Below are 22,218 nucleotides of genomic sequence, written 5' to 3' on the forward strand. Positions count from 1 at the left end.
TCGCTTGCGCGGCGGCACGATGGGCACGGCAATGGCGTCAGGGCCGCAGACTGCAGATCAACGCGATACGCCCAGTCTTCTATTTCAGCAGCCTGTTATACCGGGTTCGCCGGGTTGGGGCCGAGCGCGCGGGTGGTATCGGCCTCCAGCCGGGCGCGCGGCCAGTGCAGGGTGATCAGCGCGCCGCGGGTTTCAGGGGGCGTGTCCAGCAGGGCGTCCACCATATCCGGCGCGGCATCGGCATTCTGGAAGCTGAGCGTGGCGCCTGAGCGTTCCAGCAGGGTCTTGGCGATGAACAGCCCCAGCCCCATGCCGTCATACCCCGGGCGCGGGTCGGGGGTGCGCGCTCCGCGGCGACGGCGCACGAAGGGCTCGCCGATCCGGGGGATCAGCTGCGGATCGAACCCGTTGCCATCATCCAGGATGAACAGGCGGATGTCCTGATCGCTCCAGCTGCCCACCACCCAGACGCGGCTGGCGGCGAAATCCACCGCGTTCTGGATCAGATTGCGCAGCCCGTGGATGACCTCGGGGCGGCGATGGATTACCGGCTGGCGGGGATCGCTTCCGGGTGCGGGGGTCAGGTGGAACTGGATCGCGCGGCCACGCTCGGCATGGGGTTCAGCGGCCTCTCGCAGGACTGCCTCAAGCGGCGCCTGGTGCAATTGCTGGTCATCCTTGCCCGCCCGGCCCATGGAGCGCAGGATATCGCGGCAGCGGTCGGCCTGATCGCGGATCAGGCACGCATCCTCGTGCAGGTCCGGCCGGTCCTGCAGTTCCGCGGCCAGCTCGCTGCTGACCAGCTTGATGGTGGCCAGCGGTGTGCCCAGTTCATGCGCGGCGGCGGCCACCACCCCGCCCAGATCGGTCAGCTTCTGCTCGCGCGCCAGGGCCATCTGCGCGGCCAGCAGCGCATCGCCCATGGTGTCGATTTCCTGCGCGACCTGCCGCGCATAGAAGGCCAGGAACACCACACCCGTCACAATCGCCAGCCAGAAGCCGAAGGCAAAGAGCGGCGGCACCGTCAGGATGGAGCCATCGGCAAAGCGCAGCGGCTCCTGCGCCAGCGCCAGCAGCGTGACCAACCCCACCGCCATAGCGCCTAGGAACACCGTGCGCCGCGGCGGCAGCACCGAGGCCGAGATCGTCACCGGCGCCAGCATCAGCAGCGCAAAGGGATTGTTCAGACCGCCGGTCAGATACAGCAGCACCGCCAGCTGCGCGATATCGAAGAGCAGCGTCAGCATGGCCTCGGTTTCGGACAGCCGCTTGTTTTCCGGAAACAGGAGCGCGGCCAGCAGGTTGGACAGCACCGACACGCCAACCACCAGATAACACAGCCCGATGTTGAAGTTCAGCCCGACATACCGGTCGGCCACGGTCAGCGCGACCAGTTGCCCCAGAACCGCCATCCAGCGCAGCATGGTGAGCGTGCGCAGACGCACCCACTGGCCCCGGTTTTCGCGGCTGGAGGGGCCAAGGCGGGGCCGGGTCATGCAGGTTGGGTCCTGTTGTCACATGCTGTTGAGCAGTGATTGTAATGCCCGCACGGCTGGGGCATCAAGGGGCCGATCCTTTCAGGGAATACAAACATGCTCCGCATCTATTCCATCATCGCCGCCGGTCTGGTGGCCGCATTGCTTGGCGGGCTGGGCTACATGATGCTGCGCGGCCCGGCCGATTCGGGGTTTGCGCAATGCCGCTCCTCGCAGATTGCCGGCGGATCGGGCGCCATCGGCGGGCCATTCGAGTTGGTGGACCACACCGGCAGCACCGTCACCGACGACACGCTGCTGACCCGGCCCACGCTGATCTACTTCGGCTATGCCTTCTGCCCCGATGTCTGCCCGCTGGATGCCAATCGCAACGCGCTGGCCACGGATATCCTGCAGGACAGGGGCTATGACATGCAGCCGGTCTTCATTTCCGTTGACCCGCGCCGCGACACGCCAGAGGTGCTGGCCGATTTTGTCAGCTTCATGCACCCCGAGATGGTGGGCCTGACCGGCACCGAGGCGCAGATCCGCGAGGCCGCCCGCGCCTATCGGGCCTATTATGCCATCCATGACCAGGATGACGATGAATTCTATCTGATCGACCATTCGACCTTCAGCTACCTGCTGCTGCCCGGACACGGCTTTGTCGAAGTGTTCCGCCGTGACCTGACCCCCGAGGACCTGGCCGAACAGGTGGCCTGCTTCATCGACGCGGCCTGATCTGACATGGAAGCGTCCGGGCACCCGTCCGGACCCGCGCCCGGCGCGGCGTTCTCGTTTGACCCGGTGGCCCGTCCGGCCTACATATCAGTAATGATGAATGGAATGGAACGTCAGGTCATGGACCAAACCGCGCAGCCGGATATCGGGGCCGACCCATCGCTTCTGCTGGTCGATGATGACGAGATCTTTCTGCGCCGTCTGGCGCGCGCGATGGAAAAACGTGGCTTCAGCGTTGAAAGCGCCTCCAGCGTTGCCGCCGGAAAAGCCATGGCGATGGCGCGGCCGCCCGCCTATGCGGTGATCGACCTGCGGCTGGAGGATGGCAACGGGCTGGACGTGGTCGAACTGCTGCGCGAGGCCCGCCCGGACAGCCGCATCGTGGTGCTCACCGGGTATGGCGCCATTGCCACGGCGGTGGCTGCGGTGAAGATCGGTGCCACCGATTACCTGTCCAAGCCCGCCGATGCCGATGATGTTGTCCGCGCGCTCCTCTCCAGCGGCGAAGCCCTGCCCGAGCCCCCGGAGAACCCCATGTCCGCCGACCGCGTGCGCTGGGAGCACATCCAGCGGGTCTATGAGCAATGCGACCGCAATGTCTCGGAAACCGCGCGGCGGCTGAGCATGCATCGCCGCACCCTGCAGCGCATTCTGGCCAAGCGCAGCCCGCGCTGAGAGGCCATACGCAGGGTCGGCGCCTCGGGGATGGACGCCTGGGGATGGACACTCAGGCCCGCGCGTCAAAATCCAGCAGCAGATTCAGGAACCCGGCGCCGCAATCGTCCAGCACGCCGGGATTCAGATCCGCGATGTCATGCAGATGCGCCCGTGCGCCCGGTCCGGTGGGCAGGATCGCGCGCCCCTGCGGGATCGGGGCAAAGCGCAAGGGGGGGCCGTGCTGCGGCACCAGCCGGGGATGGGTGGCAATATGGTCACGCAATATCCCCAGCATCGAGGTGCTGTCCCCGAACACCTGCTGTTCGGTCCCCGGCCCGGCAAACCCTCCGGCGCCCGAAGCGCGGAAATTGTTGGTGCACAGGATGACCTCATCATCCTCCAGCAGCGGCTTGCCGTTCAGCCGCACACGCAGGACGCGGCTGGCATCGGCGTTTTCCCCCGCCCGGCCAGGCAGGAAGCGCGCAGGCTGTGCCAGGTCCAGCACATAGTCCAGCCCATAGAGGATATCGAACTGATAGGGCGCCGCGTCCGGTTCGGTCAGGACCCGCGGCGCGCCTCCGGGCACAACCTGGCTGAAGACCGAAGCGCTGCGTTCCAGCCACAGCCGCACCTGCGCCCCGGTCAGCCGCAGCGCCGCCACCATGTTGGGATAGGCATAAAGGTCCGAGACATGGCGCAGCGCCAGCGGCCCCGGCGCGATATCGGTGTAATGCTGCGCGCCGCTGCGCCCCCCGGCCTTGAAGGGTGCCACGGCGGCGATGACCGGCAGGTGCCCATGCTCGGTGCCACGCAAGCGTTCGGTGATATAGGCGCATTGGGCATCGGCCACCACCGCGGTTGCAGCCGACCGGCCCAGCAGGGCGAAATAGCTGTGCAGCGGCGCGGCGGCCTGCCCGATGGGCTTGCGGATGGCCGCCAAGGTGTCCTGATGCGTCTGCGCGACTATCCGGCGCACGCCGGGGCTGCGGGGCCGCGGCGGGGTGAAGCCGGGGACGGGATCGGTCAGGGCAGGCGCGCGCGGGCCGGCAGGCTTGCTGGCCAGCGCGCGCAATTCCGAGCGGCTGCCCATGATGGTCCAGCTGCGCCCCTCGCGGCGCAGCAGCAGGTCGATGACCCCCAGATGCGAGCCCCAGAACCCCGCCATCACCGCGGGCTTTCCGCAGATGGTCCCGGCGGCAGGGTCGACCTCGGGGCTGGGGGCAAAGGCGGGTCCGGGGAATTCCAGATGGCTGTGCCCCGCCAGGACCACATCGATCCCGTCCAGCCGGGCCAGGGGCAGAATGGCGTTTTCCATTCCGTCACTGTGCCGTGCCGCGCCAATACCCGAATGGGCCAGTGCAATGACGATATCGGCCCCGGCCTCGCGCATCTCGGGGATCCAGGCACGGGCGGTTTCGACAATGTCACGCGACCAGACGCGGCCATCCAGGGCGCTGTGTTCCCAGTTCACCACCTGCGGCGGCGCCAGCCCGATGACCCCCACCCGCAGCGGATGCGGCTGGCCCTGCATGTCGCACACGACACGGTCCAGCAGCGCATAGGGCCGTGTCAGCGACCTGTCACCGCGGGCCGTCGCCCCGCGCTTGCGCAGCAGGTTCGCCGCCAGAACCGGGCAATCGGCCCGCGCGATGGCCTTCATCAGGAAGCTCAGGCCATAGTTGAATTCATGGTTGCCCAGGGTGATCGCATCGAACCCCAGCGCATTCATGGCCGCCATCACCGGGTGCAGGTCCCCTTCGCGCAGGCCGCGCTCATAGGCGACGAAATCCCCCACCGGGGTGCCTTGCAGGAAATCGCCATTGTCGAACAGCAGCGTGTTGGGCGTTTCGTTCCGGGCCTGATCCACCAGCCTGGACAATGGCAACAGGCCCAGATCATGGCGCGGGCGGTCGGCATAGTAATCATAGGGCGCCAGATGGACATGCAGGTCCGTGGTCTCCATGATCCGCAGACAGGCCATGTCAGCGGACATCTGGGCCGAGGCAAATGGCACGGACTGTTGCAACGCACTTCCTATACGCATCAATTCTTCTCAGCACATCCATGGCATTCTGCCCACGGATCCCGGACCTCGCCACTCTGTCCGGTCGAACTTGTCATTGCCCAGACAAGATGGCAATTCCGTGAATGGGATTCGGCATGGACGTGGCCTTTTCACCTTAGGGTTGTGCGCTTGCCGCTGAAATGTCAAGCCGTTGGACCGTTTGCAGACCGCACCTGTCCGGACACATCATACACGGGGGCTTGCCAATGACAGCTGCGCATACGGCCGCATTCACCGAGGATGGAGGCCCGCGCCGGGCCGAATTGCGCACCGACAGCGCGCAACTGCGCGCCCTGTCGGCGCATCCGCAAGCGCAAATCCTGCCCATGTGGCGGGGCAAGCCCTTGCTGGTGGGCGGGGCGCGGCTGGGCTGGGTGGGGCGCGCGGCATCGGTGCTGCGCCATGCCGCGCCGGGGCAGCTGTTCCTGGGCACTGACCCGGTGCCGCGCTTCGCGGCCGATGTCTCGCGCTGGGAGCCTCCGGCCCTGGACCGCGCGGCGCTGGCCATGTTCAACGACATGAGCGAGCAGCATTTTCCCGGCCTGCCCGCCGATCATCTGTTCTGTGACCTGCGCGCCCGGATGACGGACTTGCCCCCGCCCGAGGCCACCCTGGCCGCCACCGCCCGCGCATTGTTCAACTGGCACCGCACCCATGGGTTCTGCGCCGCCTGTGGCGCGGCATCCGAAATGACCATGGGCGGGTGGCAACGGGATTGCCCGGCCTGCGGGGCGCGGCATTTTCCGCGCACGGACCCGGTCGTGATCATGCTGGTGCTGCGCGGGAACCGGTTTTTGCTGGGCCGCTCGCCCGGCTGGCCCGAGGGGATGTATTCCGCGCTGGCGGGTTTTGTCGAACCGGGCGAGACCATCGAGGCCGCCGTGCGGCGCGAGGTGGCCGAGGAAACGGGCATCACGGTGGGGGCGGTACGTTACCTGTCCTCGCAGCCCTGGCCGTTTCCGTCCTCGCTGATGATCGGCTGCGTGGCCGAGGCGCTGGACGCCCGGATCACCCTGGATGCCGAGCTTGATGATGCGCTCTGGGTCAGCCGCGAGGAGATGGTCGAGGCCTTTGCCGGGGTGCATCCGACGATCCGCGCCGCCCGGCCCGGCTCCATCGCGCGGCAGATGATCGGGGAATGGCTGTCGGGGCGGGTGACGGCGGCTTTCTGAGCCTGGCGCCGCCACCTGCGGCGGGCCGGTCCAGCGCCCCCGAGCCGCACCCACCCACCCACCCTGTGCGCCTCGGGGGCGCTCTGCTGCGCAAGCGCAGCAGGGGTGGGGTGTCAACGTTGGGCGAGGGTGTTCAGGCGGTCGCGGATGTCTTGCCGCAACGGGCCGGGGCGCGGTGGGTCGGCAAGGGTGGTGAACCAGCTTTCGGGCGGGGTTTTCCCCGCGCGCGCGCCGGGCCAGCGCAGGGTCCGCAGCACAGCCTCGGCCTGGGGGGGGAGCCGGTCGGGGATTTCCTGCCCGCTGAGCGCCCCCCAGACCCCGGTCCAGCAGCGCGCCACGGACCAGGGGTTATACCCGCCCCCGCCCAGCACGATCAGCCGCGGCGCCAGGTCGCGCAGGGCCAGGGCCACCCGGCGGTGGGCGTTGTTGGACAGCGCCAGCCGTGACAACGGGTCCTCGGTCACGGCATCGGCGCCGCATTGCAGGACGATGGCATCGGGGCAGTGTTCGGCCGTGCGCGGCAGGATCAGCCGGTCCAGCACGGCCTCCATCTCGGTATCGTTGAAGCCGCGCGGCACCGGCAGGTTGAAGCCCGCGCCGCCCGCGCGGTCCTCCAGCGCGCCGGTAAAGGGCCAGCGGCGCTCTTCATGGACCGAGATCATGCGCACCGCCGGATCCCCGGCAAAGGCATGTTCCACCCCGTCGCAATGATGCGCGTCAATATCCACATAGACCAGCCGCTCCAGGCCCTGCCGCCGCAGCGCCAGCAGGCACAGCACCGGATCATTGATGTAGCAGAACCCGTTTGCCCGGTCCGGAAAGGCATGATGCGTGCCGCCGCCGGGGACATGGACCACGCCGCCATGGGCCACCAGTTCGGCGGCCAGCATCACCCCGCCTGCCGATGTGGCGGGGCGGCGGAATATCTGCGCAAAGACCGGGTTGGCGGTGGTGCCCAGCGCGTGGCGCGTGCGCGTTTCGGCATCCACGGCGCCCTCGGCCTCGGCCCGTTGCAGGGCGGCGATGTAGCGGGGCGTGTGCCACAGCTCCAGCGCCACCGGTTTGGCGCGCGGGCTGTTGATGTAGGTGTCAGGCCCCAGCCAGCCCAGCGCGCGGCCCAGGTCCATAACCGTGGGCACCCGCGGGATCCGCAACGGATGCCAGGGGCCATAGCTGGACCCGCGATACACCTCGGACCCGATGAAACGGGGGATGGGCTGTTGCATGGGCCATGTCTTGGCGCGCGCAGCGCCCCGGTCAAGGCCGCGCGCGCAAATTGACAGGCGGGGGCGCCGGGTTATCTGAGCGGCAGACCAGCGGAGGCCAGCGATGAGCGTGAACACCCTGCCCGTCACCACCGGCGAGGCGCTGCGCACCCTGCGCGCCGGGTGGGAGGCGCAGCACGCGGGCACCATGACCGTATCCTGGATGCTCCATGGCCGCCCCGGCATCGGCAAGACCGAGATCGTCCAGCAACTGGCTGATGCCATCGGCGCGCGGCTCTTTGATCTGCGGCTGACCACGATCGAGCCGCAGGACCTGCGCGGGCTGCCCTATTACGACCATGCCGCCCGGCGCACGGTCTGGTACCGCCCCGAGGACCTGCCCGATGACCTCGCACAGCCTTCGGTGCTGTTTCTGGATGAATTGACCGCCGCCCCCCCGCTGTTGCAGCCCACCGTCTATGGGCTGTTGCAGGAGCGCCGGATCGGCCGTCACGCGCTGCCCGCAAGTTGCTTCGTGGTGGCCGCGGGCAACGGCCCCGAAGACGGCGCCATCGCCTATGAAATGGGCAGCGCGCTGTCGGACCGGCTGGTGCATCTGGCCTTGCGCGCCAGCGCCGAGGACTGGGTGGCCAGTTACGCCCTGCCCCGGCAGTTGCACCCGGCGGTGCCGGCCTTTATCCGCGCCCGTCCTGATCTGCTGGAAAACGGGCCTGAAACGCTGCAGCGCGGGCAGATGATCGCCTGCACCCCGCGCGCCTGGGCGCGGGTCAGCGCGATCCTGCAGGCCGTGCCGGACCGGCGCCTGCGCGATGTGATGGTGGCGGGCACCGTGGGCGAGGCGGCGGCAGCCGAATTCGCCCTGGTCGCCGATGAGATCGCCGCCAGCGTGCAGGTGGATGCCATGATCGCCGCCACCCCAAAGGCCCGGTGGGAGTTGTATCCCACCACGCTGCACGGGCTGACCGCACTGGCCTATGGGCTGGTGGGCGCGGCCGAGGATGACACCATCGGCGCGGTGATTGCACTGATGGCGGGGATCGGCGATCTGCACCGCCATCGCGCAGAACCGGCGTTTCGGGCGCTCCCGCTGGCCGAACTCTGCACACATGGGTTCGAACTGCTGCTGCAAAAGGCGCTGGAGCGCGGCTGGCAGGACGCCTTTGCGGCCTCGCCCGAATGGCGGGCCTATGCCGATGCGCGGGCCGAGGCCGGGCTGTGACCCTGGCCGCCGCGCAGCATTCCACGCGGGCGCGGCGGGCCTTGGTGCAACTGGCCAGCGAAGACCCGGCATTGGGGGCGCTGGCGCTGTGGTGCACGCACCGGGATGCCGCAACCGGGCCAGCAGCGCGGACCGAAGGCACGACCATCCATTACGGACCCGCATTCGAAACCCTTCCGCCCCATGAACAACTGGGGGTGGCGGCGCATCATGTGCTGCATGTGGCGCTGCGCCACGGCGCGCGCATGGGCGCAATGGGCGCGCGGTTGGGGGCGAGGTTTGACCGGGACATCTATGCGCTGGCCGCCGATGCGGTGGTGAACGAGGCGCTGCTGGCCGCCGGATATGGCCTGCCGCGCCCGGCGGTCACATTGCAACTGCTGCTCGGGCGCGCCCTGGGTCGGCCTGCGGGCGCGGACGCGCTGGCCGAATGGGATGTGGACCGGCTGTATCTGGCGCTGACCGGTCAGGGCGGCGGGCGGCGGCAGGGGCCGCAGGACGGGCAGGCCCTGGACCATGCCCCCACCGAAGCCGCGCGCCAGATCGTCACCGAAACCGGGTTCTCCCCGGACCTGGACATGCGGGCGCCAGACCCCGAAAGCCCGGAAAACGCCGATGAGGCCGCGCTCTGGCGCCAGCATCTGGCCCGCGCGCTGGAGGCCGGGCGGCTGGCCGGGCGCGGGATCGGCACCCTGGGTCACCGGATCGCGGATATCCCCGCCCCGCGCATCCCCTGGGAAATGCTGCTGCGCCGCGCCCTGTCGCGCGCATTGATCGAGGGCCGCAGCCCCGGCCATACCCGTCCCGCCCGCGACTGGATCGCGGCCGAGGCCCTGGCCCGCGCCACCGCGACCCCGACCCCCGGCTTTCGCCCCGCCACCCTGCGCCGCCGCAGCGCCCCGCGGATCGTGCTGGCGGTCGATGCCTCGGGTTCGGTCGAAGCGGGGTTGCTGGACCGTTTCGCCGCCGAGGTCGCGGGCATCGCCCGCCGCCTGAGCGCAGAGATCACGCTGATGGCCTTTGACGAAACGGTGCATTGGCAACAGCGCATGGATCCGGCGCAATGGGCGCAGACGCTGTCAAAGGCGGACTGGCCCCGCGGCGGCGGGACAGACTTTGGCCCGCCGGTGGCCGAAGCGCTGCGCATGCATGCCTCGGCCCTGGTTGTGCTGAGCGATCTGGACGGCCCCTTCGGCCCAGCCCCGCGCAGCCTGCCGGTGATCTGGGCCTGCTTCGGGCCGCCGCCTGGCGATGGTCCGCCTTTTGGCCTGCTGCTGGATCTTGGAAAATAACTGTCCGGCCGCGCCTTTGGCAGGTCGGCGCGGAAAACCGCTCGCGCAGCCCGTGCCGACCGAAAACCAGCATCCCGGAAACCGGAAATGATCCGGGAAATATCAACGTTAAGTAGAGGCAAATTATACCTAAACAATCTTGAGTTGTATTTCGTTAATTTCGATCCCTGTGTTGAAACTTTTCCATTTACATCAAATGCTAAAGATGTGTTGATCGGTCAATTCGAATTAAGTCTCTGTGTTTTTCCGGAAGCGAGCGCGTTGGCGTATGCAGACGTTCCTTGAGAGCCTGACAACATTGAGCCGCCCGATGAAACGGGCCATCCAGATTACAGCAGATAGCGCAATCATCATTCTGTGCTTGCTGGTGGCGATGTCATTGCGCCTTGAAAGCCTTGCCTTCATGGCTGAACCGCAGGTCTGGCTGGCGCTGCTCATTGCTTTGCCGCCCAGCGTCCTCGCGTTCTCACAACTGGGGCTTTACCGCTCGGTGGTGCGGTTCATCACCGTGCAGGCGCTACCGGCCATTGCGGTGGGTGTGCTGTTTTCCGCCGTCACACTTTCTGCCGCAGCGCAACTGATCGGCGCGCCCATCCCGCGATCGGTTCCGGGCATCTATGCGGTGCTGCTGTTCCTGGGGATCAGCCTGGTACGCTTTGTGATGCGCGGCTTCCTGCGCCAGCCGGGACAGGCAAAACGTGACGCAGTGGTGATCTATGGCGCGGGGGCCGCCGGGCGGCAGTTGTGCAATGCCCTCAATGACGGCAATGAATACCGGCCCGTGGCCTTTGTCGATGACGACCCGGCGCTGCAGCAGAGCCTGGTTTCCGGCAAGCCGGTGATCGCCCCGGACCAGCTTCCCGGCTTGCTGGAGCGCACCAAGATTGCCGCGATCCTGCTGGCCATTCCCAGCGCCAGCCGCGCGCGGCGCCGCGAGATCGTGACCCGGCTGGAACCGCTGGGCGTGGAGCTCAAGACCCTTCCGGGCATGGCCGATATCGTGTCCGGCGCCGCCGGGTACAGCGATATCCGCCGCGTCCGCCCCGAGGATCTGCTGGGCCGCGATCCGGTGCCCCCGCGCGCCGATCTGATGGGGCGCAACATCACCGGCAAGGTGGTGCTGGTCTCCGGGGCGGGCGGTTCCATCGGCAGCGAGCTTTGCCGCCAGATCCTGCGCCACAATCCCCGCACACTGGTGCTGATGGAGCTTTCCGAAATCGCGCTATACACCATCACCACGGAACTGCGCGGGTTGCAGGAACGGACAGGCCGGTCGGTGCGGATCGAACCCGTGCTCTGTTCCGTGCAGAACCGCAGCCGGGTCAGCGCCACGCTGCGCGCCTTCGGGGTGCAGACGATTTATCACGCCGCCGCCTACAAGCATGTCATCCTGGTCGAGGAAAACACGGTCGAGGGTGTTCTGAACAATGTCATCGGCACCCGCGTCCTGGCGCAGGCCGCCGCCGAGTTGCGGGTTGAAGATTTCATCCTGATCTCGACCGACAAGGCCGTGCGCCCCACCAATGTCATGGGCGCGTCGAAGCGCATGGCCGAACTGGTCTGCCAGGCCCTTGCGCGCGAAGGAAGCCGCACCCGGTTTTCCATGGTGCGCTTCGGCAATGTGCTGGGATCCTCGGGGTCGGTGATCCCGCGGTTCAAGGCACAGATCCAGCATGGCGGCCCGGTGACCGTGACCCATAAGGCCGTCACCCGCTATTTCATGACCATCCCCGAGGCCGCGCAACTGGTGATCCAGGCCGGGGCGATGTCGCAGGGGGGCGATGTTTTCGTTCTGGACATGGGCGAGCCGGTGCGCATCCTGGACCTGGCGCAAAGCATGATCCGGCTGCACGGGCTGAAACCCTATATCATGGACGGTGACACCCCATCCGAACCCGCCCAGGGCGATATCGGCATCCGGATTGTCGGGCTGGGCAAGGGCGAAAAGCTCTATGAGGAATTGCTGATCGGTAACGTTCCGAAGGGCACCGAGCATCCGCGCATCATGACAGCCACAGAACACGCCCTGCCCCGGCATCGGCTGGACCCGCTTCTGGACCGGCTTCAGCGCGCCTGTCATGCCTGCGATGTCGCGGCGATCCAGCAGATCTTTCTTGAGGCGCCCCTTGCCTATCGCCCGGCAAGAGTGGAGCCGCATGACCTGATCTGGAATGCGATCCGCAGCCAGCCCGAAGCCGCCCCCGTGCCGCTGGCCCTGCCCAAGGTCTCGCAACTCACCTGACATCTGGCCGCACCTGCGCGACCCTGTGCCCCCGGACGGCGGGTGCCTTGGGCATTGCGTTTCGGAATTTACTTGCAAGTGATTATCAATTGCAAGTAATCTCAGATCCGAATCAGGAGGTTTGACATGCACAATCACAGACTGCGCGCCACAGTGATGGGCGCTGCGCTGGCCCTCGGCACAGGCCAGACCGCCCTTGCACAGGAGACACCGCTGAATGTGCTGGCCACAGTGGGCATGATTGCCGATGTGGCCCGGTCGGTTGCCGGGGAATGCGCAGAGGTCCGCACGCTCATGGGCCCCGGTGTGGACCCGCATTACTATTCCGCCACCCCCAGCGATGTGAACGCCATCGCCAAGGCCGAGCTGATCCTCTATGTCGACCGCACGCTGGAGGAACGCCTGGCCGATGTGCTGGACAATTTCCGCAACCGGACGCCGACCGTGGGCCTGGCCGGCGCCAGTTTTGATGCAGACGCGCTGCTGGAAGACCCCGACGACCCCGGCGCCATGGACCCGCATCTGTGGATGGATGTCAGCCGCTGGGCGCAGATCGCCCCGGTAATTGCCGACGCCATCACCGAACAGCGCCCCGATTGCGCCGAAGACATGGCCGCCAATGTCGAAGCGCTGGGCGCGCGGCTGGATGCGCTGCACGGCTGGGTGGGCGCGGCCATCGCCAGCATCCCCGAAGGCGGGCGCATCCTGGTCACCGCGCATGACGCCTTCTATTACTTCGCCCATGCCTACGGGATCGAGGCGAGCGAGGCCATCGAGGGCATTTCCACCGGGGCCGAGGCCAGCATCGGCGATATCCGCGCGGTGGCGGATTTCGTCATGGAACGGAACGTCCCGGCGGTCTTTGTGGAAACCACCATCAACCCGCGCACCATAGAGGCGCTGGTGCAGGAGGTCCGCAGCCGCGGGCATGACGTGGCCATCGGCGGCGAACTCTTCTCGGACGCCATGGGCGACGATGGCACGCCGGAAGGCACCTATATCGGCATGATCCGCGCCAACACGGTCACCATCACCGAAGCCCTTGGCGGCACGCTCCCCGACTGGCCCGAGGCCCTGTCCGGCTGGGCGCAGGACCACGGCATCTCGCCCTGAGGCGGGCATTGCTGTAGAAGGTGGCGGCAGCGCGCGCGCCCTGCGCCTGCCGCCCCATCGGAGAGGCAAGATCCATGCACGAGGATACCCTGCACGAACCCGACCAGGCGCTGCATGTCGAGGATCTGACCGTCAGCTATGGCGTCACCCCGGCGCTGTGGGACATTGACCTGGACATTCCGCCGGGGGTCATGTGCGCGATTGTGGGGCCGAACGGGGCGGGCAAATCCACGCTGATAAAGGCCGCGCTGGGACTGGTGCGGCCGGTGGCGGGGCATGTGCGCTTTCTGGGCCATCCGGTGGGCCGTATGCGGGGGCGGATCGGTTACGTGCCGCAGCGCCATTCGGTCGACTGGGATTTTCCCACCACTGCGCGCGATGTGGTGGAAATGGGGCTCTATCGTTCCCTGGGCTGGTTCCGCCGCCCCGGCGCCGCCGCCCGCACCCGCGCGATGGAGGCGCTGGCCCAACTGGACATGCAGGATTACGCCGACCGCCAGATCAGCCAGCTTTCGGGCGGGCAGCAGCAGCGGGTCTTCCTGGCCCGCGCGCTGGTACAGGACGCGCCGATCCTGATCCTGGACGAACCGCTGGCGGGGGTGGATGCCAGCACCGAAGCCGTGATCATCGCGCTTTTGCAGCGCCTGCGCGACGAAGGGCGCACGGTGATCGTGGTCCACCATGACCTGACCACGGTGCAAAGCTATTTCGACTGGATGGTCATGCTGAATGTGCGCATCATCGCCCAGGGGCCGGTAAAGCAGGTCTATACCCCCGAGAACCTGCGCGCCGCCTATGGTCGGCAACTGGCCATGATCGCCATACCGGCCACCGCGCCATGACCGCCCTGGCGGATCTGCTGGGCTCGAACCTTGTGCGCACGGTGCTGCTGGGGGCGGCGCTGCTGGGGGCGATATCGGGGATGCTGGGGGCCTTTGCGGTGCTGCGGCGGCAAAGCCTGCTGGGCGATGCGCTGGCCCATGCCGCCCTGCCCGGCGTCTGTCTGGGCTTTCTGATTGCAGGCGCGCGGGATCTGGGCAGCATCATGGCCGGGGCCTTCTTCACCGGGGCGCTGGCCGCACTGGCCATGATGCTGATCACGCGCGCAACACGGCTGAAGACCGATGCCGCGCTGGGGATCGTGCTGAGCGTCTTCTTTGCCATTGGCGTGGTGTTGCTGACCCATCTGCAGGCGCAGGGCGGCGCGGCCAGCGCGGGGCTGGCCAGTTTCCTGTTCGGCCAGGCGGCGGCGCTCCTGCGCAGCGATCTGTGGATCATGGGCGGTGTGGGGCTGGTGGCGCTGGCGCTGGTGCTGGGCCTGTGGAAGGAATTCAAGCTGGTCAGCTTCGATGCCGATTTCGCCCGCGCCCAGGGCTTTCCGGTGCTGGTGCTGGAGGGCATTCTGACCGTGATGGTGGCCATGGCCATCGTGGTGGGGCTGCAACTGGTCGGCGTGGTCCTGATGGTGGCGCTGCTGATCGCCCCGGCGGCGGCGGCGCGGCAATGGACACGCTCGCTGGGGGCGATGGTGGCGCTGTCCGCCGCGTTCGGCGCGGCCTCGGGCATGGGAGGGGCGCTGATCAGCGCCTCGGTCCGGGGTCTGGCGACGGGGCCGGTAGTGGTGCTGATTGCAACAGCGGTGGTGGTGGTCTCGATCCTGCTGGCACCGGGGCGAGGGGTGCTGTGGCAGGCGCGGGCCGCCCGGCGCGCCCGGGCACAGATCAGCGACCGGCGCCTGCTGGCCACGCTGCAGGGCCTGGCCCACGCCCATGACGATGCCGCCTATCCGGTGGAACAGGGCATGATCGGCACCGCGCTGGGTGCCCAGCCCCCCGCAACCCAATTGGCGAAGCTGGAGCGGCGCGGCCTGATCCGCCCCGTCACCCATCCGCCCGAAACCACCCCGCATTGGGAGCTGACGGGCAAGGGCCACGCGGCTGCGGCCGCCCCGGAAACCGACCGGGAGGCCCCGCAATGATCGCCGCCCTGTTCGACTCCATTCCCGCCATGATCCTGCTGACCGGCGTGCTGGTGGGCGTGTCGGGCGCGTTGCTGGGCTGTTTTCTGGTGCTGCGCGGCAATGCCATGCTGACCGATGCGATCAGCCATTCCATCGTCTTCGGGATCATCGTTGTCTGGCTGCTGACGCGGCAGCTATCGGGGCCGGTGCAGCTTCTGGGGGCGGCGGCCACGGGCCTGCTGACCGTGGTTCTGTCCGAGGCCCTGGCCCGGTCCCGCCTGGTGCGGATGGATGCGGCCATCGGCCTTGTTTTCCCGGCACTTTTCGCCGCCGGGGTGATCCTGATCGCGCTTTATGCCCGCGATGTGCATATCCATGTGGACACCGTGCTGCTGGGCGAAATCGGCTTCGTCTGGCTGCATACGGTTCCGGTCCTGGGGCTGGAGGTGCCGGTCGCGGTGGCCACCCTGTCGGTGGTGCTGGCCCTCAACCTCGCCTTTGTGCTGGGCCTCTGGAAAGAGCTGAAACTGGCCAGCTTCGACCCCGGGCTGGCTGCGGCACTGGGCTTCCTGCCCGGCGTGCTGCATTATGCGATCCTGACGCTGACCAGCGTCACCGCCGTCGCCGCATTCGATGCGGTGGGCGCGATCCTGTTCATCGCCTTCGTGATCGTCCCGCCGGCGACAGCCTATCTGCTGACACGCCGGTTGTGGCTGATGGTGATGCTGGCGGTGGCCCTGTCGGTGGCCGCGTGTGTTGCGGGCTACGGGTTGGCGCTGCGCTGGGATGTGTCGATTGCGGGGATGATGGCCTCGATGACCGGGGTGTGGTTTGCGCTGGCGCTGCTGCTGGCCCCGGAGCGCGGCCTGCTTGCACAGGCGATGCGGCTGCGTCGGCAGCGGGTAGACCATGACTGCCGGGCGCTGGTGGCGCATCTGTTCACCCATTACGGCACGCCCCAGATGGCCGAGGAAAACACCCTGCGCGCCCTGATCCACCACCTGGGCTGGCCCGAACCCCGCGCCCGCGCCGCCATCCTGCGCGCCCATGACCGCGCCCTGATCGAACGCCGCGCGGGGCTTCTGACCCTGCGGCCAAAGGGCATCGCCGAGGCCGAGGCGATCTTCGGCCGCCGCACCGAGTGAAGCGCCCGAGGGAGCAACACCCTGTGCCGGTTTGGCACCATGGGCGATGCCAGCGGGGCAGGCGCAGGGCGGCGTCGGCATCCTTAACCCGCAATTAACCATTTCAAACAACTCTGGGATGCAGGTATGACCCCGGAGAATCGCATGGCCTTCCCGCTGATGCTTGCCTTGATGATCGTTGCGACCTCGGCCCTGACGGCGGGGGCGGTGCTGCTGGCCGCGCAGGCCTGGCAGGACCGTCAGGCGCGGCGCCGGGCTGACGGTATCCACCAGGATGATCCCCACGGGCGCGCGGGTTTCGTGTTCCATGATCGTCGGATGCTGGATTGCAACACCCGCGGCCAGGCGCTGCTGGCCACGGCGCGCGCCGCCCATGCCAGCCCGCCACAAGGCGATGACCTGGAACCGCTGCTGCGCTTTCTGACCCCCCATTTCCCCGGAATGCGTGGCAGTCTGGCCCAACTGGCCACGCGCGGTGCGCTGTCCATGACCGCCGCCGATGACAGCGGCCTGCAACTCGATGCCGAATGGCGCGCCGGGCTGGCCCATATCCATGTCACCGACACCCGCGCCGCCGGCAGCAGCATCATCCTGGACCGGCTCAGCTTCGACGCGCTGGAGGCAGAGTTGCAAAGCCTGCGCCAATGCACCGAAAAGGCCCCCTTCCTGATCTGGCATCAGGACAGTGATGACGCCGTCACCTGGGCCAATGGTGCCTATCTTGAACTGGCCGCCCGGCAGGACCATGACCTTGTCTGGCCCCTGCCCGTGCTCTTTCCCGCAGCCTCGGACCCGGAGACGCCCCGTCTCTGCCTGCAGCTTGAAGACCGGCCCTGCTGGTTTCAGCATCATCACCAGCCCATCGCCAATGGCACCCTGCATTACGCCATCCCGGTTGAGGCCGGATCCCAGCAGGACAGCGGGCGCCGTGACCTGATGCAGACGCTGGCAGGCGCCTTTGCCACCCACCAGGTGGGGCTGGCAGTCTTTGACCGCGCGCGGGTGCTGCAGATATTCAACCCCGCGCTGGTGGACATGACCGGGCTGGAGCCTGAGTTCCTCATCGCGCGCCCGCGCTTCGACCAGGTCCTGCACTGCCTGCGGGAACGCCGCCTGCTGCCCGAACCTGCCGATTACCGCTCCTGGCGCAACGCCCTGCTGGAGATGGAGCGCGCCGCGGAAACCGGCGCCTACCATGAGGAATGGGCGCTGCCCTCGGGGCAGACCTTTCACGTCACCGGTCGCCCGCACCCCGATGGCGGCATCGCCTTCCTGTTCGAGGATGTGACCAGCGAAATCACCCTCACCCGCAGCTTCCGGGCACAGATCGAAACCGCCCAATCAGTGATCGATGCCATGCCGCAGGCCATGGCCGTCTTCTCCCCCCAGGGCACGCTGACGCTGGCCAATGCCGCCTATCACCGGCTCTGGGGCAGCGACCCCGACGAGGTCGCCGCCCGCATCAACCTGCAGGGCGCGCTGCAGGGGTGGCGCGCGCGCAGCCAGCCCAGCCCGCTTTGGGATGCGCTGGCCAGCCTGACCGAGCGGCGCAGCGAAGACGGCGCGATCCGGGGCAGTGCGGTCCTGCGCAACGGGCAGATCCTTTCGGTTCACACCACCGCACTTGAAGGCCGCAACACGCTGGTCACCTTCGAACAGGCCGTCGGCGCCCAGCGCCAGGGCGCGGCGGGTGCGGTGCCACCGCCGCACCTGCATGGCCAGAGCCTGACGGCGGCCGCTCCCCACGCCTTGCCCGAAACCATGAGCAAGAGCCCGATCATGCTGGCCGAAGCCCCACGCCCCCAGCCCGCGATCCATGCCGCTGCGGCGGCGCGGGCGTCTGCCCGCTCAAGCGTGGATCACAGCGCAACCGCATCCGTCGCGGCACGCACGGGCTCCTTGGGCGACGGTTGAAGCAGGCCAAAGGCAAATCGGCGCCGGCGCGCGCCAGGGTCTCGGCCCGCGGGCAGTTCCGGCTGCAGCAAGCATCCGCGCCTTACCCGGGCAGGAAATGCAACCCCATCAGGACACCTGCGCCTGAAACCACCGCCAGCACCACATTGCGCGTCAGCAGCCCTACCGCCACCGTGACCACCGCAGCCGAAATGCGCGCCGGGTCGGGCGCGCCATCCGTTGCCGCCGGAAACAGGATCATCGGCGCAATCATCCCCGGCATCACGGCCACAGCCGTGTAGCGCAGATGCCGCAGCACCCATTCCGGCAGATCGCGCGATCCGATCAATCCCAGAAAGGAATAGCGCAGCAGAAATGTCCCGGCCCCCAGGCCCAGGATGATCACCCAGATGTCAAGCGCAGTATAGTCCATGACCCTGCCTTACCCGCTCTGCGCCGCTTTGCAACCCGTCCCCCGCCCCGGCGTTCCATTCCCGGATCATGCGCCCGCGCGCAGCGCCCGGCCCAACGGGATGAGCCGCGCCGCAAGGCGTGGCGAAGACGGGCGGGAGCCCCCCCTCCCCGCTTCACGCGCCGTAAGGGGTCCAGACCGTCTTGACCTGCACTGCAAACTCCCTGAACACCGCCTCCTGCCCTGCCGGGCCGAACCAGTCGCGCTGCGCGCTTTCTGTCCACACGGGCTTCAGGTTCCCGGCGGCTTCGGCCTCGGCCATGGCGCAGACCTCGGGCGGGGCGACGCAGCACAGCGCATCCACCCCGTCATGGGCGGCCAGCACCCGCGTCAGCGCCGCCCGCGGCCCCGAGACGATATTGACCACCCCCCCCGGCACGTCCGAGCTGACCAGCAGCTGCCCGAAATCCAGCGCCGGCAGCGGTTGGGTCTGCGAGGGCACCACCACCACCCGGTTGCCCATGGCAATCGCCGGCAGCACCAGCGATACAAAGCCCAGCAGCGCGGGCGCATCGGGGCAGATCACCCCCATCACCCCATGCGGCACATTCATCGCCAGGGTCACATGGGCCGAGCGTGTGGCGTGGACCCGCCCGTCCAGCTTGTCTGCCCAGGCGGCGTGGAGGAAGGCGCGGCGGATCGAACAGTCGACCTCGGCCGCCGGGTCGGGGCTGCCCGCCTGGACCAGCGCCTCGGTCATTTCGGCGCGGCGGCGGTCCATGTTTTCCGCCAGGAAATAGAGAACCTGCGCACGCTCATGGCCCGTCGCGCGCCCCCAGCCCGTGGCCTTGGCCGCCGCCTCGACCGCGTTGCGGATATCCTTGCGGCTGCCCCAGGGCGCCTGGCCGATCACGTCGCCACCGGCGCCATGCACCGACCAGCTTTGCCCGGCATCCGCGCGCTTGAAGGCACCGCCGATGAACAGCTTGGTGGTCCGGTCGATCCCGCCACCCGCGCCCCCACCTGCAGGCAGCGGCACCGGTGCAGGGCTGTCGGCCAGCGGCGCACGCCCCTGCGGCCCCGGCGCGGCCAGATAGGCCAGCATCCCCGCCCGCCCCCCTTCACGCCCGAAGCCGGACTCGCGCATCCCGCCAAAGGGCGCATTGGCGTCAAAGAGGTTCGTGGCGTTGATCCAGACCACGCCTGCGCGCAGATTGGCCGCCACATCCATGGCCGTGCCGATGTTTTCCGTCCAGACCGAGGCCGCCAGCCCGTAGCGGGTATTGTTGGCCAGTTCCAGCGCCTCGGGCGGGGTGCGGAAGGTCATCATCACGGCAACGGGGCCGAAGATTTCCTCGGTTACGGCGATATTGGCGGGGGCGACATCGGTCAGCAGCATGGGCGGGCAGAAACAGCCCTGCGGGGCAGTGCCAGCGTGCACCGTGGCCCCCTGCGCCTGCGCCTGATCCACCAGCCCGGTGATCCGCTCCAGTTGCCGCGGATGCACGATGGCGCCGATATCGGTGCCCTTGTCCAGCGGATCGCCCGCGCGCAGCCGCCCCATACGGGCGCGCAGCAGGGCCTCGAACCGGGGCGCCACGGCTTCGGCCACCAGGATGCGCGACCCCGCGCAGCAGACCTCGCCCTGGTTGAACCAGATGGCATCGACCACGCCTTCGACCGCCGCATCCAGATCGGCATCGGCAAAGACGATGAAGGGCGACTTGCCGCCCAGCTCCAGCGTCAGGGCCTTGCCGGTCCCGGCGGTGGCGCGGCGGATCTCGCGCCCTACCGCGGTGGAGCCGGTGAAGGCGATCTTGTCCACGCCCTCATGCGCGACCAGCGCCGCCCCGGTGGTGCCATCGCCGGTGACGATATTCACCACACCGGGGGGCAGACCGATCTCGGTGCAGATCTCGGCGAAGAGCAGCGCCGTGAGGGGGGTGTATTCCGCCGGTTTCAGCACCACCGTATTGCCCGCCGCCAGCGCCGGCGCGATCTTCCAGGCCAGCATCAGCAGCGGAAAGTTCCAGGGGATGATCTGGCCGCAGACGCCATGGGGGCGGTGGTTCGGGAACTCCTCGACCACCAGTTCGGCCCAGCCCGCGTGGTGGTAGAAATGGCGCACGGCCAGGGGTATGTCGATGTCGCGCGCCTCGCGGATGGGTTTGCCGTTGTCCAGAACCTCCAGCACCGCAAACAGGCGTTCGCGTTTCTGGATATGGCGGGCCATGGCATAGAGGTAACGCGCGCGTTCGTGCCCGGGCCGGGCCGACCAATCGCCAAAGGCCGCGCGGGCGGCGGCCACGGCGGCGTCGATATCCGCCGCGCTGCCCTGGCTGACCTGCGCCAGCGGCGCGCCGGTGGCCGGGTTGTCAGTGGTGAACAGCGCATCGGGTGCGGTGAAGGCGCCGTTGATGAAATGGCCGAAGGGGCCGCGCTCCAGCCATTTCAGGGCGTGATCGGCGCTTTCGGGGGCGGGGCCATAGTCCATACTGTCCAGAACCTCGGATATGCTGGGCATTGCGGAAAACCCTTTCAGGCAAGCGCGTGGCGGTGCGCGGCGGCATAGCGCCCGGTGACATGGTGGTCCAACTGGCGTTCGATATCGCCCAGCATGGAGGAGGCGCCCAGCCGGAACAGCCCCGGCTCCAGCCAGTCGCGGCCCAGTTCCTCGCGCATCAGGATCTGCCAGTTCAGCGCATCCTTCGCGGTTTTCATGCCACCAGCGGGCTTGAAGCCGACCCGGTGGCCGGTGGCGGCGGCATAGTCGCGGATGGCGCGGGTCATCACCAGCCCCACGGGCAAGGTGGCGTTGACCCCCTCCTTGCCGGTGGAGGTCTTGATGAAATCCGCCCCCGCCGCCATGGCCACGCGAGAGGACGCGGCCACGTTGCGCAGGGTGACCAGATCGCCGGTGGCCAGGATCGCCTTCAGATGCGCCGGGCCGCAGGCTTCGCGCATGGCGGCGATTTCATCATGCAAGGCCGCCCAATCGGCGGCCAGCACATGGGCGCGGGTGATGACGATGTCGATTTCCGCCGCGCCCTGATCCACCGCATAGCGGATTTCGGCCAGCCGCAGGTCCAGCGGCATCAGTCCCGCCGGAAACCCCGTGGCGACCGAAGCGACGGGGATGCCCGAGCCCTCCAGCGCGCGCACCGCAGGGGCCACCATGGTGGGATAAACGCAGACCGCCCCGCAGACCGGCATGGCCTCCAGCCCAAGCCCGGCGACAATGTGATCGGCCAGCGGGCGGCGGGCCTTGGCGCAAAGCCGGCGCACCCGGTCCGGTGTGTCATCGCCCGCCAGCGTTGTCAGGTCCATGCAGCGGATCGCATTGACCAGCCAGGCCGCCTGATGGACATTCTTCAGGCTGCGCCGGGCGGTCAGCGTGGCCGCGCGGCGTTCGGTCGCCGGGCGGTTCACGGCCAGCCGGTCCAGCGCGGCGAAATCGGGCGGGGTGCCGGGGTTGCGGGCGTGGGACATGGGGGCTCCGGCTGGAAGGGTCTGGGCGCAGTATGCGTGGCGCGGGCCGGGGCCGCAATCCCCGAGGCTGACCGGACGGTCAAATCCGTCACACGCCGTCAGAAGCTTTCTTGACGA

The 22,218-nt window shown here is 68.2% G+C and carries 17 protein-coding genes; 11 read left to right on the top strand and 6 right to left on the bottom strand.

Translation table 11 applies throughout. The features are described 5' to 3' along the window. Window positions 1-95: 95 nt before the first annotated feature. Entirely contained in the window at window positions 96-1,496 is a 1,401-nt protein-coding gene (gene regB, locus HUK65_RS10435; RefSeq protein WP_179906110.1) for a sensor histidine kinase RegB, read from the bottom strand. A gap of 96 nt (window positions 1,497-1,592) precedes the next feature. On the opposite strand from regB, the gene HUK65_RS10440 reads away from it, so the two are divergent. Further along, window positions 1,593-2,216, top strand: coding sequence for an SCO family protein (locus HUK65_RS10440; protein ID WP_179906111.1), 624 nt, complete (start codon window positions 1,593-1,595; stop codon window positions 2,214-2,216). Between the two features lie 120 nt (window positions 2,217-2,336). After that, window positions 2,337-2,891, top strand: a complete 555-nt coding sequence (locus tag HUK65_RS10445; RefSeq protein ID WP_179906165.1) for an ActR/PrrA/RegA family redox response regulator transcription factor — start codon at window positions 2,337-2,339, stop codon at window positions 2,889-2,891. Window positions 2,892-2,943: 52 nt separating this feature from the next. Here HUK65_RS10445 and HUK65_RS10450 read toward each other — a convergent pair whose 3' ends face one another. After that, window positions 2,944-4,887, bottom strand: a complete 1,944-nt coding sequence (locus HUK65_RS10450) for a bifunctional 2',3'-cyclic-nucleotide 2'-phosphodiesterase/3'-nucleotidase (protein ID WP_327787104.1) — start codon at window positions 4,885-4,887, stop codon at window positions 2,944-2,946. Window positions 4,888-5,144: 257 nt separating this feature from the next. Here HUK65_RS10450 and nudC point away from each other — a divergent pair, with 257 nt between their 5' ends. Next, window positions 5,145-6,110 (top strand): NAD(+) diphosphatase, encoded by a 966-nt coding sequence (gene nudC / locus HUK65_RS10455; protein ID WP_179906113.1) that lies wholly within the window; start codon window positions 5,145-5,147, stop codon window positions 6,108-6,110. Between the two features lie 113 nt (window positions 6,111-6,223). On the opposite strand, the gene HUK65_RS10460 is transcribed toward nudC, so the two are convergent. After that, window positions 6,224-7,336 (bottom strand): acetoin utilization protein AcuC, encoded by a 1,113-nt coding sequence (locus HUK65_RS10460; RefSeq protein WP_179906114.1) that lies wholly within the window; start codon window positions 7,334-7,336, stop codon window positions 6,224-6,226. A gap of 103 nt (window positions 7,337-7,439) precedes the next feature. Between HUK65_RS10460 and HUK65_RS10465 the strand changes: the two genes are divergently transcribed. The 8 genes from HUK65_RS10465 (at window position 7,440) to HUK65_RS10500 (ending at window position 18,221) form a co-directional block, all read left to right on the top strand. Next, window positions 7,440-8,555, top strand: coding sequence for an AAA family ATPase (locus HUK65_RS10465; RefSeq protein WP_179906115.1), 1,116 nt, complete (start codon window positions 7,440-7,442; stop codon window positions 8,553-8,555). Then, a complete protein-coding gene (locus HUK65_RS10470; RefSeq protein ID WP_179906116.1) occupies window positions 8,552-9,847 on the top strand; it encodes a vWA domain-containing protein in 1,296 nt (431 codons plus the stop codon). Before HUK65_RS10465 ends, HUK65_RS10470 begins: the two co-directional genes overlap by 4 nt. 403 nt (window positions 9,848-10,250) lie before the next feature. Then, window positions 10,251-12,089, top strand: a complete 1,839-nt coding sequence (locus tag HUK65_RS10475; RefSeq protein WP_235441895.1) for a polysaccharide biosynthesis protein — start codon at window positions 10,251-10,253, stop codon at window positions 12,087-12,089. A 126-nt stretch (window positions 12,090-12,215) separates the two neighbouring features. Further along, entirely contained in the window at window positions 12,216-13,202 is a 987-nt protein-coding gene (locus tag HUK65_RS10480) for a metal ABC transporter solute-binding protein, Zn/Mn family (RefSeq protein WP_179906118.1), read from the top strand. A 74-nt stretch (window positions 13,203-13,276) separates the two neighbouring features. After that, entirely contained in the window at window positions 13,277-14,044 is a 768-nt protein-coding gene (locus HUK65_RS10485; RefSeq protein ID WP_179906119.1) for a metal ABC transporter ATP-binding protein, read from the top strand. Next, the gene (locus HUK65_RS10490; RefSeq protein ID WP_179906120.1) at window positions 14,041-15,180 is read left to right on the top strand and encodes a metal ABC transporter permease; all 1,140 of its coding nucleotides are present in this window, start codon (window positions 14,041-14,043) and stop codon (window positions 15,178-15,180) included. The genes HUK65_RS10485 and HUK65_RS10490 overlap by 4 nt, the downstream gene beginning before the upstream one ends. Then, window positions 15,177-16,307 carry a metal ABC transporter permease gene (locus tag HUK65_RS10495; protein ID WP_179906121.1) on the top strand — a complete coding sequence of 377 codons (1,131 nt, stop codon included), beginning with the start codon at window positions 15,177-15,179 and terminating at the stop codon, window positions 16,305-16,307. The genes HUK65_RS10490 and HUK65_RS10495 overlap by 4 nt, the downstream gene beginning before the upstream one ends. Window positions 16,308-16,433: 126 nt before the next feature. Next, a complete protein-coding gene (locus HUK65_RS10500) occupies window positions 16,434-18,221 on the top strand; it encodes a PAS-domain containing protein (protein WP_179906122.1) in 1,788 nt (595 codons plus the stop codon). Window positions 18,222-18,303: 82 nt separating this feature from the next. On the opposite strand, the gene HUK65_RS10505 is transcribed toward HUK65_RS10500, so the two are convergent. The 3 genes from HUK65_RS10505 to deoC form a co-directional block, all read right to left on the bottom strand. Then, a complete protein-coding gene (locus HUK65_RS10505) occupies window positions 18,304-18,633 on the bottom strand; it encodes an AzlD domain-containing protein (RefSeq protein ID WP_179906123.1) in 330 nt (109 codons plus the stop codon). A 154-nt stretch (window positions 18,634-18,787) separates the two neighbouring features. Next, window positions 18,788-21,136: an aldehyde dehydrogenase family protein gene (locus HUK65_RS10510; RefSeq protein ID WP_179906124.1), complete on the bottom strand. Its 2,349-nt coding sequence runs from the start codon at window positions 21,134-21,136 to the stop codon at window positions 18,788-18,790. 14 nt (window positions 21,137-21,150) lie between these two features. Further along, window positions 21,151-22,101 carry a deoxyribose-phosphate aldolase gene (gene deoC, locus HUK65_RS10515; RefSeq protein WP_179906125.1) on the bottom strand — a complete coding sequence of 317 codons (951 nt, stop codon included), beginning with the start codon at window positions 22,099-22,101 and terminating at the stop codon, window positions 21,151-21,153. Window positions 22,102-22,218: the final 117 nt, after the last annotated feature.

Source organism: Rhabdonatronobacter sediminivivens, from assembly GCF_013415485.1.
Lineage (GTDB): Bacteria > Pseudomonadota > Alphaproteobacteria > Rhodobacterales > Rhodobacteraceae > Rhabdonatronobacter > Rhabdonatronobacter sediminivivens.